Genomic DNA, 12,525 nt, shown 5'->3' with positions numbered 1-12,525 from the left:
CACCCCGGCGAGTTGTCCTGCTCACGTCACCCGAAGGGGGAAATACGCTCGACTTCACCGGCCGCGATCCGGATTCTCGGGATATCCGGTCACGAACGACATAGGAGAAGAATCATGGACAGCACACGCGGCACCGGCACCGACCTGCCGTTGACCCGGGGCGGCACGATCTGCCAGACCACCGGTTACTACTACCCGAACAACCAGGTCCACGCCGAGGAATGCGTCCGGGCCGGGACACCGTTCGGCGGCGACCCGAGCTGGGTCTGGCACCTGGTCAGGGCATGTGACTGCCATCCGCCCATCGACCAGTGAGCGGCCGGAGCCGGCCGCTCACCCACACGGGTGCTATTTTTTGCCCTTGGGTTTGTCGCCCGTCTCGTCGGTCGACAGGGCCGCGACGAACGCCTCCTGGGGGACCTCGACGCGGCCCACCATCTTCATCCGCTTCTTGCCTTCCTTCTGCTTTTCCAGCAGTTTGCGCTTACGGGTGATGTCACCGCCGTAACACTTGGCGAGAACGTCCTTGCGCATCGCGCGAATTGTCTCCCGGGCGATCACGCGAGAACCGATGGCCGCCTGAATGGGCACCTCGAACTGCTGCCGCGGAATGAGCTCGCGCAGTTTCGTGGCCATCCGGGTGCCATAGGTGTAGGCGGCATCCCGGTGCACGATCGCGCTGAACGCGTCGACGGGTTCGCCCTGCAACAGGATGTCGACCTTGACCAGGTTCGCGGTCTGCTCGCCCGCCTCCTCGTAGTCCAGCGAGGCGTAGCCGCGGGTGCGGGACTTCAGCGAGTCGAAGAAGTCGAAGATGATCTCCGCGAGCGGCATCGTGTAGCGCAGCTCGACCCGGTCCTCCGAGAGGTAGTCCATGCCGCCGAGCTGGCCGCGCCGGGCCTGGCACAGCTCCATGACCGTGCCGATGAACTCGCTCGGGCAGATCACGGTCGTCTTCACGATCGGCTCGTAGACCTCCATGATCTTGCCGTCGACCCAGTCGGACGGGTTGGTCACGGTCGTCTCGGTGCCGTCGTCGGTCACGACGCGGTAGACCACGTTCGGCGCCGTGGAGATCAGCTCCAGGCCGAACTCGCGCTCCAGCCGGTCGCGGGTGATCTCCAGGTGCAGCAGGCCGAGGAAGCCGCAGCGGAAACCGAAGCCCAGGGCCGCCGAGGTCTCCGGCTCGTAGGTCAGCGCCGCGTCGTTGAGCCGCAGCTTGTCCAGCGCCTCCCGCAGGTCCGGGTAGTCCGAGCCGTCCAGCGGGTACAGCCCGGAGTAGACCATCGGCCTCGGCTCGCGGTACCCGGCCAGGGGCTCGGTCGCGCCCTTGCGTTCGGAGGTGACCGTGTCACCGACCTTGGACTGGCGGACGTCCTTCACACCGGTGATCAGGTAGCCCACCTCGCCGACCCCGAGGCCCGCGCTGGGCTTGGGCTCCGGCGAGATGATGCCGACCTCGAGCAGCTCGTGCACGGCACCGGTGGACATCATCCGGATGCGCTCCCGCGGGGTGATCCGGCCGTCCACCACCCGGATGTAGGTCACGACACCCCGGTAGGTGTCGTAGACCGAGTCGAAGATCATCGCCCGGGCGGGCGCGTTGTCCTCGCCGACGGGCGGCGGGACCTGGCGCACGACCGCGTCGAGCAGCTCACGCACGCCCTCGCCGGTCTTCGCGGAGACCCGCAGCACGTCCTCCGGCTCGCAGCCGATGATGTGCGCCAGCTCACGGGAGTACTTCTCCGGGTCGGCCGCGGGCAGGTCGATCTTGTTCAGCACCGGGATGATCGCCAGGTTGTTCTCCAGCGCCAGGTACAGGTTCGCCAGGGTCTGCGCCTCGATCCCCTGTGCGGCGTCGACCAGCAGGATCGCGCCCTCACAGGCCTCCAGCGCCCGCGACACCTCGTAGGTGAAGTCGACGTGCCCCGGCGTGTCGATCATGTGCAGGACGATCTCCTCGTCGTCCACCACCCACGGCAGGCGCACGTTCTGCGCCTTGATCGTGATGCCGCGTTCCCGCTCGATGTCCATCCGGTCCAGATACTGAGCCCGCATGGCGCGTTCCTCGACCACGCCGGTGAGCTGCAGCATCCGGTCGGCCAGGGTGGATTTGCCGTGGTCGATGTGCGCGATGATGCAGAAGTTCCGGATGCGCTCCGGCGGCGTGAACGTCGTATCGGCGAACGTGGCCACTGATTCCCTCGCTGTTTGCATGCCTGACCGCTCAATAGTCCCATGACCAGTACGCTCGCCGCGTGCGTGATCCCGGCGAAGACCCCAAGCCCGCCCACGGCCGTGTCCGGCAGGTGCATGTCATCGAGCCCGGCTCGACGCTGGACTACTCCCCCGACCTCGACGGCCTCGCGGATCCCGGCGAGATCGTCTGGGCCTGGGTTCCCTATGAGGAGGACCCGGACAGGGGTAAGGATAGGCCGTTGCTGGTGATCGGACGAAACGGTCAGCGGCTGCTGGCCATGATGCTGTCGAGCAAGGACCGCACGGGCCAGCGTGGCTGGGTCGGGCTGGGCAACGGCTCGTGGGACCGGATGTACGAGCTGGACGAGGACGACATCCGCAGGGAGGGCGCGGTGCTGGAACCAGAGCGGTTCGCACGGGTGGCCGCCGCGGTGGCCGCACGTACCAGGGGCTGACCATGCTGGCCGGGTACCTCGTACTGCTCGCAACACTCGCGGCCGGGGTACTCACGGCCGTGGCCATGCTCTTCAGTGCCACGTGGGCGGCGCTGCTGCTGATCGTCGTGCTGCTGTGGCTTTTCGTGCGGTACGTGCTGATGCGCCGGACGAAGCCGGAGACGCAGGGCGCGTGGATCAACCGCAAGTTACATCCGGGTCTGTGGCAGATGGTCGACGAGGTGGCCGAGGTCGCCGGGTGCCGCACGCCCGACGAGATCCGGCTGGGCCCGGACATGCGCGCGGACGTCCGGGAGTACAGCGGCGGTTTCCGGTGCCTGGTGCTCGGCCTGCCGCTGCTGGGCGGGTTGTCGGTGAGCGAGTTGCGCGCGGTGACCGGCCGGGAGCTTGCGCACTTCCAGCTGGTCTCGCCCTGGGAGTCCCGGCTTCCCAGGGCCGTGCTGCGGCCGTATCAGCTGATCACGAAGTCGCACACCCGCACACGGGCCGAGCAGGCCGAAGCCGTCGCGGCCAGTGCGTCCGACGACCAGGCCGCGAAGTCCGCCTTCGTCAAGCTGCCCGCGTTGGCGGCCGTATGGCGCGATTTCCGTTTCTCCTCCGCCCGGGTGTCGTACCAGTACCGCACCCCCGACCTGGTGCAGCGGTTCAACGCCTACCTGACCACGCCAGAGGGCACGGAAGCGCTGGCCAAGGCAGGCGTCACGGAGTGGCCCGAGCACGGCGGGCCCGCCTGGGAACTGCTCACCGAACCGGACAAGTCCCTGCCCTACCTGCAGCGTCAGCTGTTCGAGGAACTCGGCCCGGACCGGGAGGAGAAGACCGTCTGATCCGGCGGTGCTCCAGGTCTCGCAGGGGCGGATTCGCCGGCCGCGGTAACGGGTTGTTACCCTTGTGCGGTCGTGCCGTGTGGCATTCCGCCCTGGAGGAAACCCGCGATCGCGGGGCCGGCTGGCGCGGTACGGCAATCCGGATAGCGACACTGAGGAGTACCCGCGTGGCCAACATCAAGTCCCAGATCAAGCGCATCAAGACCAACGAGGCCGCTCGCCTGCGCAACAAGTCCGTGAAGTCCTCGGTGAAGACGGCGATCCGGAAGTTCCGCGAGGCCGCCGACGCCGGTGAGAAGGACAAGGCCATGGAGCTGTTGCAGGTCGCCAGCCGTCAGCTGGACAAGGCCGCCAGCAAGGGCGTCATCCACGCCAACCAGGCCGCCAACCGCAAGTCGTCGATGGCCAAGCGCGCCAACAGCCTCTGACAACCGCGACAAGGCCCGCACCGCTCTCGGCAGGTGCGGGCTTTTTCGTGCCCGGACCAGGGCGTAGGTCAGGCGCGGCGGTGGGCGCGGGCGATCTTGATGATGGCGAGTTCCAGCGCGTAGCCCGGGTCGGCCGCGGCGCCTTTCACGTCGGCGTTGAGCTGGGCGACGATCTGCATCGCGTCGGCCAGTCCGGCCGGGTGCCAGCCTCGGGTCTGGCCCATGGCCTTGCGGATCTTCCAGGGCGGCATGCCCAGCTCACCGGCTGATTTGAAGGGGTCGATCCGGCCCAGCGGGGCAACCCGCGCGACGGTGCGCACGGCGTCGGCGAGGGCGTCCGCGACGAGGACGTGCGGCACGCCGAGTTGCATGGCCCAGCGGAGTGCCTCGAGGGCTCCGGGCAGGTCACCGACGACCGCCTTCTCCGCGACGGCGAAGCCGTTCACCTCGGCGCGGCCGTTGTGGTAGCGGCGGACGGCGTTCTCGTCGACCTTGCCGTCCGTGTCGGCGACCAGCTGCGCCGCGGCGGACGCGAGCTCGCGCAGGTCCGAGCCGACGGTCTCGATCAGGGCGGCGACGGCCGCGGCATCGGTGCGGCCGCCCGCGACGCGGATCTCGTGCCGGACGAACTCCTCACGCTCCGAAGCCTTGGTCAGCTTGGGGCACTCGGTCACCTTCGCGCCCGCCTTCTTCAGCGCCGCGGGCAACGCCTTGGCCACCTTGCTGCGCCCGCCGCCGGAATGCAGCACCACGAGCACGACACCGTCCGCCGGATTCCTGCCGTAGGAGATGATCGCGTCGGCGATCTCCTGGCTCGCCTCGTGCGCCGCCTCCAGCACGACCACGCGGGCCTCGGCGAACAGCGACGGGCTGACCAGCTCGGTCAGCAGCGGGGTTGTGAGATCAGCCACCCGGACCCTGGTCAGGTCCGCTGTCGGGTCGGCCAGCCGGGCGGCTTCCAGCGCGGCCCGGACCGCGCGGTCTACCAGTAGCTCTTCCTCGCCCAGCACCAGTTGCAGCGGCTCGGGCGTCACGGCCGGGGCGTTCACACCCAGCATCCTGCCACGGGCCGCGCTCCCGGATAGTGGGCGCCTTGGGTGGCATCGGGTAACCGCCGTGCCGTAACGTGTCCGGCTGAAAGACCCACAACCGAATATTGCTCATCCAGAGGGGCAGAGGGATCGGCCCGAAGAAGCCCCGGCAACCGGCGCACACCGTTCAGGTGGCGAACACGGTGCCAATTCCGACCGGCGAAAGCCGGAAAGATGAGGAGATACCTCGCGATGACGACCACAGTCGGTGCGCCCACCACCTTCGACCTCGGACCTGCCCAGGCACTGTCGTGCCGCGAGTGCGGTCACCAGATCCCCCTCGCCCCGGAGTTCGCCTGTTCGGAGTGTTTCGGCCCGCTCGAGGTCAAGTACTCGTTCGGCCCGATCCGGCGGGAGGACATCGAAGCGGGCCCCAAGAACATCTGGCGCTACCGTGACCTGCTCCCGGTTCCGTCCGATGTGGACAGCCACCCGAACACCGAGCCCGGCCTGACCCGGCTGGTGAAGGCCGACCGGCTCGCCGCCGCGCTCGGCGTGAAGAGCCTGTGGGTCAAGGACGACACCGGAAACCCGACGCACTCCTTCAAGGACCGCGTCGTCGCCGTCGCGCTGGCCGCCGCGCGCCAGCTTGGTTTCCGCGTGCTGGCCTGCCCGTCGACCGGCAATCTGGCCAACGCCACCGCCGCCGCGGCCGCCCGCGCCGGCTGGGAGTCGGTCGTGCTGATCCCGTCCTCCCTTGAGCGGGCCAAGATTCTCACCACGGCGGTGTACGACGGCGCGCTGATCGCCGTCGAAGGCAACTACGACGACGTGAACCGCCTGGCCACCGAACTGGCCGCGGAGCACGAGGACTGGGCGTTCGTGAACGTCAACGTCCGGCCGTACTACGCCGAAGGGTCCAAGACCCTGGCGTTCGAGATCGCCGAGCAGCTCGGCTGGCGGCTGCCTGAGCAGGTGGTCGTGCCGATCGCCTCCGGTGCGCAGTTGACCAAGGTGGACAAGGGTTTCCGCGAGCTCGGCTCGCTCGGGCTCGTCGACGAGACGCCGTACCGGGTCTTCGGCGCGCAGGCCACCGGATGCTCGCCGGTGTCGGCGGCGTACAAGGCGGGCCACGACGTGGTCCAGCCGGTGCGCCCGGACACCATCGCGCGTTCGCTCGCCATCGGCGCCCCCGCCGACGGCCCGTACGTGCTCGATGTCGTCAACCGCACCCAGGGCGCGATCGAGGACGTCAGTGACGAGGAAGTCGTCGAGGGCATCCGGTTGCTGGCCCGTACCGAGGGCATCTTCACCGAGACCGCGGGCGGCGTGACCGTCGCGACGGCGAAGAAGCTGATCGAGACCGGCAAGCTCGACCCGGAGGCCGAGACGGTCCTGCTGATCACCGGTGACGGACTGAAGACCTTGGACGCCATCGAGACCAAGGTCGGCCCGCGCGCCACCGTCCCGCCGTCGGCTGACGCCGTCCACAAAGCACTCGGCTTCTGACAGCGGCTTCCGGCTTCCGGGACGGGCTGCCGGCATCCGGCCGGCGGCCCGTCCCGGGCTACCGGGGTGGGCCGCGTGGATTGCCTCGCCGCACCACGGAGAGGTCACCTGTGACGGCCACGTCGCCGTCCTGATCCGTGCGGAGCACCGTGGCCCCGCCGGTGATCAGCCGTCCCAGCGTCGTCGAGTTCGGGTGCCCGTAACGGTTTCCCGCACCGACGCTGATCATGGCGATGCGTGGCCGGACGGCGGCGATGAACTCCGGCACGATGGACCGGCTCCCGTGGTGCGGGACTTTCAGGACATCGGCCCGCAGGTCGGTTCCGGTGTCCAGCAAGTCGGTCTGGGCGGCCAGTTCGACGTCACCGGTCAGCAGAATCCGCCCGCTGCCTGTGGTCGCGCGCAGGACGACCGACCCGTTGTTGATCTCTGTGCCGTTCGCCTCGCCTTTCTCCCGGCTGTCGGTGTGCCGCGGGCCGAGCACCTCTATCGCCAGACCTGGCCAGTCCAGCCGCTGACCGGCGGTCAGCCTCAGGAGCGGAACCCGCGACCGGCCGGCCTCCGTCCGCACCTGCCGCCACGCCCACTCCGGCAACCTCCCGGAGCCGACCGCGACTGCCCCGATCGTGTGTTCGTCGAGGACCGCCGACAGTCCGCCCACATGATCCGCGTGCAGATGGGTGAGGATCACCAACGGAATCCGCGACACTCCCAGCCTGCTGAGGCATCCCGCGACAGCACCGGGATCCGGGCCGGTGTCGACGAGCACGACGCGCCCCGGCTCCGCGGTCGACAGCACGATCGCGTCGCCTTGTCCCACATCGCACACTACCGACGACCAGCCGGACGGCGGCCATCCTGGTGCCAGGACCCGGACGGGGACGAGCACGACCACCAGTCCGACGACCACGGCGATCGTCAGGACGCGCAGTCGCCTGTGCCGCAACAGCACCACGCCGACGGCCAGGACCAAGGCCAGCAGTATCCCTCCCCACCATCCGGCGGGCCAGTCCAGCGCCGCGCCGGGGATCGCGGCGGCGTGCCGCCCGACCTGGATCATCCAGAACAGCGCGGGTCCGGCGAGCCAGACGAAGAACTCCGCCAGCCACGGCAACGGCGCGGCGACGAGCGCTGCCAACAACCCGAGCACCGTCGCCGGCGCGACCACTGGCGCGGCAAGCAGGTTGGCGCCGACCGCCACGAGGCTGACCTGTCCGCTCATCCCGGCGACCACCGGAGCCGTCGCCAAGTGCGCCGCAGCAGGGACCGCCACTGCCTCCGCGAACAACCTCGGCACACCACGGTCGGCCATCGACCGTGACCACCTTGCGGCCAGAAGGACCAACGCACCCGTGGCCAGCACGGACAGCACGAAGCCGAGGTTGGTGGCCATCATCGGGTCGTGCAACACCAGCAAGACGACTGACGTCGCCAACGCAGGCAACGCGGCCCGTTCACGCCCGATCACCAATGCCAGCAACCCGACGCCGCCCATGACCGCGGCCCGCAACACACTCGGTTCCGGTCCCGCCAGCACTACGAACCCCAGGAGGGTCACCGCGGCACCGGCGGCGCAGAGCCGCGGTCCCAGCCGCAAGGTCCGTAGCAACAGCAACGTCGCCACACCCACGATGGCCAAGTTCGCACCGCTGACCGCGAGGAAATGAGCCATCCCGGCCGCACGGAACTCCTCGACCACACGTTGCGGCAACACCGACGTGTCGCCGACGACCAACGCGGGCAACAACCCTGCCGACTCCGGCGGAAGCACTCCCGCGGCCCGACGCAGTCCGGCTCGCATCGCTTCGGCCACCCGCTGCCACACCGGTGCGGGCGTGACCTCCTCAGGCGGACCTCGCACACGGAGAACGGCTACCGCCGAGTCACCGGGCGCCAGCTGCCCGCCTGCGCGGACTTCCTGCCCGGGCAACAAGTCCGACCAGTTCTTCAGAGGAACGAGGAGCACCACCGCCCCTGTGGACGGGACCGGTTGTCCGTCCACTGTGGCGTGCTCGACCTCACCGGACACCGAGGCCAACCGCGCACCGGCCTGCTGCCCGCCGAATCCCGCCGAGAAGATCGGCCGGGGCCGGTCCGACAGGACGACCGTCAACCGCGCCGATTCGCCTCTTGCCGCGTGCGTTCTCAGCGGATCCTGCTCCCACGCGCGCAACCGCAGGGAAGTCGGCACCACCGAGAGCACCCCGCACACCAGCAGGGACCACCCCATGCCACGCCGCAACCACCGGCCACGGACGTCTCCGCCCAGCCGCGGCCACCGTCTTCGCAGGACAAGGATTCCGGCCACACCGCCGAGCAGACCGATCACGACCGCGCACCACCAACTGACGAGCAGGCCCAGGAGCGCGGCGAGCCACACGGCCAGCGCGGCCGGCACCAGCCGCCAGTCCCGATTCTTCAGCGGGTCGCGGGATTTGACGTCTGCCAATGAATTCACCTCCTTTCAGGCACAGCGCCGCTGGAGAGTCGCGCACGGCAGTTGTGCGCAGGGGCGGCTCACGGTGGGAGGCGGAGTTTCGCGACGAGCAGGAGGCCGAAAAGGGCGGTGAGCCAGAACGTTTCCGCGGGCGGGAAGGGCCAGCTGTGGGGTGTTGTGGGCAGGAAGGGGATGGTCATCGTACGGTCACCAGGTCCTTCAGTCTGGAGTAACGGGTTTCGCCGATTCCGTCTATGTTGCGAAGTTGGTCCACGGCCGTGAACGGGCCGCGTTCGGTGCGCCAGTCGATGATGCGTTGCGCCGTGACAGCGCCGACGCCCGGCAGACTGTCGAGTTGCGCCGCTGTGGCTGTGTTCAGGTCGATCTTGGCTGGTTTGGACTGGGGTGCGGGCGCCGCCTCCGGTGGTGGTGGGATGCCGACGTAGATTTGTTCGCCGTCACTCAGGCGACGAGCCATGTTGAGAGCAAGAGTGTCCAGATCGGACGCTCCGCCTGCCGCGTGAACCGCGTCGGCCACGCGGGCGCCTTCCGGTAAGGTCACCAGCCCTGGTCTCGGTACGCGACCGACCACGCTCACCACGATTCTTCCCGTGGCGGTACTGGTGTTCGTGGTGACGACAGCGGCCGGGAGTGGCGGCGGTACTTCTTTGTCCGGTTGTGCCACAAGGATTCCGATCGTGGCGCAGGCCGCGATGACCACGGTGGCCGTAACGACGACCGGCAGCCGGAGGTTCTTGAGGCGTGGCCGGGCCACGGGTTCCGGTGGTGTCTCGTCTATCCATTCCTCGGTGTGTTCGGGGACGGTGACCGTACTGGCGGTCGCCAGCTCCCTGAGCCTTGTCCTGGGGTCCTTGTCGTCGGCCGTTTTCCGCCGGAGCGTTTCGAACATGTCTTCGACGTTAGGCCGGTTCCGCGGGGGACGCCCGGGGCCGGGGTGGGTGGCTGTGGACAGAGGGGGCTCTGTGGACAAGTCCGGGCTTCGACCCGGTTTCCGGGGCGGGATTGTCGGTGGGTTGTGGTAGCGGGTCAGTCCGGGAGGACCACTACCCCCAGGACACCCGGGCCCGTGTGCGCGCCGACGACCGCGCCCAGCTCGGACACCACGCAGCCCGAGGACCGAGGCAGCCGTTCCTCCAGCCGGGTGGCCAGTTCGGCGGCCCGGTCCGGTGCGGCAAGGTGGTGCACGGCAAGGGAAACCGGTCCGCTGCCGGCCGAGTCGACCGCCAGTTCCACCAGGCGCGCCATCGCGCGGCTGGTCGTCCGGACCTTCTCCAGCGGCATGATCCGCCCGTCCGCGACGTGCAGAACCGGCTTGACCGCCAAGGCCGTTCCGACCAACGCCGCCGCGGCACCGATGCGCCCGCCCCGGCGCAAGTACTCGAGCGTCTCGACCATGAAGTACGTCTTGGCACGGGCCGCGGTGGTCACCGCCTCCGCCTCGACCTCCAGTGCCTTCGCGCCGTCAGCGGCGGCCGCGGCGGCGCGCAACGCGGCGAACCCGAGTCCCATCCCCGTGGTCCGGGAGTCCACGACGCGGACGCGGTCAGCGCCGACCTCCTCCGCTGCCAGACGCGCCGAATCCCACGTTCCCGACAGGTGCCGGGACAGGTGCACGGACACCACCGCGGACGCGCCAGCGTCCAATTCGTCCCGGTAGACCTTGGCGAACTCGTGCGGCGACGGTCGTGAAGTCGTCACCACCAGCCGTTGCGACAACGCCCCGGCCAGCTGTGTCGGGCCGATGTCGATACCGTCCAAACCGGTCCGGTCGTCCATCACGACGTGCAGGGGCACCACGCGCACCGCGTGCCGGACGGCGAAGCCCTCCGGCAGGTGCGCCGTGGAGTCAGTGACTACGACGACCGGCATGAACGACGAGCCTACGTCTCTTTCACCCCGGCGGAGCCGACCGACTCGGCCAAAGCCCGGCCGACGACTTTGTGGGCGTCCCAGCCCCAGTGCATCCCGTCGGCGTTGCCCTGCCCGCCGAGCACGTGGTCCCTGGTCAACGCTGCCAGGTCCAGCAGGGGGACACCGGCCGAAGCGGCCCACCGGGAGATCGCCCGAGCGCCGGGCACCCGCCCGGTGTGCACCCCGCGGTACGAAGGCGCGCGGTGCTCGGGCGGCAACACGCCGACCGCGGGCAGGGTGGGGCGGAGCGCCCGGATCGAGGTCAGGATCAGATCGAGGTACCGGACCGTCAACGCGGGCGGCAGGGCGACCGGGCGTCCGCGCATGACTTGCGAGAGCCAGGGCTGAGCGGCCAGGTACTGGGAACGAACCCATCGCCGCAGCCCGTCCGGACGCAGGTACCGCAGGCCTTGCCGCAGGTACGTCGGCAACGGTGAAGGCAGCGTGTCCATGCTTCCGACGCCAAGAACGAGCACGTCGGCCTTGGGCAGCAACGTCCACACGCGAGGATCGCCGACCAGCGACCAGTAGGCGTCCCGGGCCGTCCAGCCGAAACCGGCGACGAGCTCCGTCGTGCCGCCGAGCTCCGCGGCCGCGACGTTGGGCCACAGCCGCGGGTCGTCAGCGGGCATGGGGCCATCAGGGCCGTGGAAACTCAGCGAGTCGCCGAAGAACAGCAGTCTGGTCATCCGGTTATGCCGGCGTTGTACGCGATCAGCCGCCAAGCCTGTCCTGTGCTCTCCCGCCGGGCCAGCACGGTCCAGTGGCAGTTGCCGATGCCGCCGAGCAGCGGCCAGTTCTCCACCGGCAGGCCGAGCAGCTTGCCCGTCAGCGCGGTGATCAGGCCGCCGTGCGTGCCCAGGATGACGGTCTGTTCGTCCCCCTTGTCGAGATCGGCGACGACCTCGATGGCACGAGCGGCGACCTCGACACGTGACTCGCCACCGGGCGGTGCCCAGGTCGCGTCGTTCTGCCACAGGGTTCGTGCCCCCGGGGACATCTCGTCGACCTCGGCACCCGTCATGCCCTGCCAGCTGCCGAGGTTGGTCTCACGCAAACGCTTGTCGATGCGCAACGGCACCCCGGTCGCGTTGACGAACACCGTCGCCGTGTCGGTCGCCCGGCGCAGATCGGACGCGACCACCAGATCCGGGGAGAACCGGGCCAACGCGGGCACGGCGAACCGCGCCTGGTTCCAGCCGACCTCGGTCAGCGCGGAGTCCAGATGCCCCTGCATCCGGCTGGAGGCGTTGTAGTCGGTCTCCCCGTGCCGCCACAGCACGAGGCGGCGAAGCGTCACGTCTCCTGCCCGGCCTGGGTGGGCTCGGCAGGGTCGAACTCGATGCGCGGGCAGTCCTTCCAGAGCCGCTCAAGCGAGTAGAACGAGCGTTCCTCGGTGTGCTGGACGTGCACGACCACATCGACGAAGTCGAGCAGCACCCAGCGGCCCTCGCGGGCGCCTTCGCGGCGGACCGGCTTGGTGCCGGCTTCGCGCATCTTCTCCTCGACGTTGTCGACGATGGCGCCCACCTGGCGTTCGTTGGGCGCGGAGGCGATCACGAAGCAGTCGGTGATCACCAGCTGGTTGGACACGTCGAGCACGACGATGTCACTGGCCAGTTTGTCAGCCGCCGCGTTGGCCGCCACCAGCGCCAACCTGCGTGCGTCGGGCGTAGCAGCCACATCTCTCCTTGTCCGGCCTTCAGC

Annotated in this window: 13 protein-coding genes and 1 riboswitch; of the genes, 5 read left to right on the top strand and 8 right to left on the bottom strand. The window is 69.3% G+C overall.

Features of this window, described 5'->3' with window-relative positions:
- Positions 1 to 114 precede the first annotated feature (114 nt).
- Positions 115 to 315: a hypothetical protein gene (locus GC106_RS21140; protein ID WP_173133351.1), complete on the top strand. Its 201-nt coding sequence runs from the start codon at positions 115 to 117 to the stop codon at positions 313 to 315.
- Positions 316 to 348: 33 nt separating this feature from the next.
- On the opposite strand, the gene lepA is transcribed toward GC106_RS21140, so the two are convergent.
- A complete protein-coding gene (gene lepA / locus GC106_RS21135) occupies positions 349 to 2,196 on the bottom strand; it encodes a translation elongation factor 4 (protein WP_312872778.1) in 1,848 nt (615 codons plus the stop codon).
- 62 nt (positions 2,197 to 2,258) lie between these two features.
- On the opposite strand from lepA, the gene GC106_RS21130 reads away from it, so the two are divergent.
- The 3 genes from GC106_RS21130 to rpsT all read left to right on the top strand — a co-directional run bounded on the left by GC106_RS21130 (position 2,259) and on the right by rpsT (position 3,909).
- Complete coding sequence (locus GC106_RS21130; RefSeq protein ID WP_173133346.1) at positions 2,259 to 2,654, top strand: type II toxin-antitoxin system PemK/MazF family toxin; 396 nt, start codon at positions 2,259 to 2,261, stop codon at positions 2,652 to 2,654.
- 2 nt (positions 2,655 to 2,656) lie between these two features.
- Complete coding sequence (locus GC106_RS21125) at positions 2,657 to 3,481, top strand: M48 family metalloprotease (protein ID WP_173133344.1); 825 nt, start codon at positions 2,657 to 2,659, stop codon at positions 3,479 to 3,481.
- A gap of 167 nt (positions 3,482 to 3,648) precedes the next feature.
- Positions 3,649 to 3,909, top strand: a complete 261-nt coding sequence (gene rpsT / locus GC106_RS21120; protein ID WP_173133341.1) for a 30S ribosomal protein S20 — start codon at positions 3,649 to 3,651, stop codon at positions 3,907 to 3,909.
- Positions 3,910 to 3,977: 68 nt separating this feature from the next.
- On the opposite strand, the gene holA is transcribed toward rpsT, so the two are convergent.
- Positions 3,978 to 4,958 carry a DNA polymerase III subunit delta gene (gene holA, locus GC106_RS21115; RefSeq protein WP_312872764.1) on the bottom strand — a complete coding sequence of 327 codons (981 nt, stop codon included), beginning with the start codon at positions 4,956 to 4,958 and terminating at the stop codon, positions 3,978 to 3,980.
- Positions 4,959 to 5,066: 108 nt separating this feature from the next.
- Positions 5,067 to 5,181: riboswitch (SAM riboswitch) on the top strand.
- A gap of 11 nt (positions 5,182 to 5,192) precedes the next feature.
- Between holA and thrC the strand changes: the two genes are divergently transcribed.
- A complete protein-coding gene (gene thrC, locus GC106_RS21110) occupies positions 5,193 to 6,449 on the top strand; it encodes a threonine synthase (protein WP_173133335.1) in 1,257 nt (418 codons plus the stop codon).
- 58 nt (positions 6,450 to 6,507) lie between these two features.
- On the opposite strand, the gene GC106_RS21105 is transcribed toward thrC, so the two are convergent.
- From GC106_RS21105 to rsfS, 6 genes are all read right to left on the bottom strand, one after another.
- Entirely contained in the window at positions 6,508 to 8,907 is a 2,400-nt protein-coding gene (locus GC106_RS21105) for a DNA internalization-related competence protein ComEC/Rec2 (RefSeq protein WP_376777758.1), read from the bottom strand.
- 175 nt (positions 8,908 to 9,082) lie between these two features.
- A complete protein-coding gene (locus GC106_RS21100; protein ID WP_173133332.1) occupies positions 9,083 to 9,796 on the bottom strand; it encodes a ComEA family DNA-binding protein in 714 nt (237 codons plus the stop codon).
- Between the two features lie 137 nt (positions 9,797 to 9,933).
- Positions 9,934 to 10,776, bottom strand: a complete 843-nt coding sequence (locus GC106_RS21095) for a DegV family protein (RefSeq protein WP_173133329.1) — start codon at positions 10,774 to 10,776, stop codon at positions 9,934 to 9,936.
- Between the two features lie 11 nt (positions 10,777 to 10,787).
- A complete protein-coding gene (gene octT, locus GC106_RS21090) occupies positions 10,788 to 11,507 on the bottom strand; it encodes a diglucosylglycerate octanoyltransferase (RefSeq protein WP_173133326.1) in 720 nt (239 codons plus the stop codon).
- Positions 11,504 to 12,118 carry a histidine phosphatase family protein gene (locus GC106_RS21085; RefSeq protein ID WP_173133323.1) on the bottom strand — a complete coding sequence of 205 codons (615 nt, stop codon included), beginning with the start codon at positions 12,116 to 12,118 and terminating at the stop codon, positions 11,504 to 11,506. The genes octT and GC106_RS21085 overlap by 4 nt, the downstream gene beginning before the upstream one ends.
- The gene (gene rsfS, locus GC106_RS21080; RefSeq protein WP_173133321.1) at positions 12,115 to 12,501 is read right to left on the bottom strand and encodes a ribosome silencing factor; all 387 of its coding nucleotides are present in this window, start codon (positions 12,499 to 12,501) and stop codon (positions 12,115 to 12,117) included. Before rsfS ends, GC106_RS21085 begins: the two co-directional genes overlap by 4 nt.
- Positions 12,502 to 12,525: the final 24 nt, after the last annotated feature.

Origin of the sequence: Kibdelosporangium persicum, from assembly GCF_013280595.1 — a bacterium.
Lineage (GTDB): Bacteria > Actinomycetota > Actinomycetes > Mycobacteriales > Pseudonocardiaceae > Kibdelosporangium > Kibdelosporangium persicum.
Note: the sequence above shows the minus strand (reverse complement) of the source record. Positions and strands in the feature narration are given on the sequence as shown.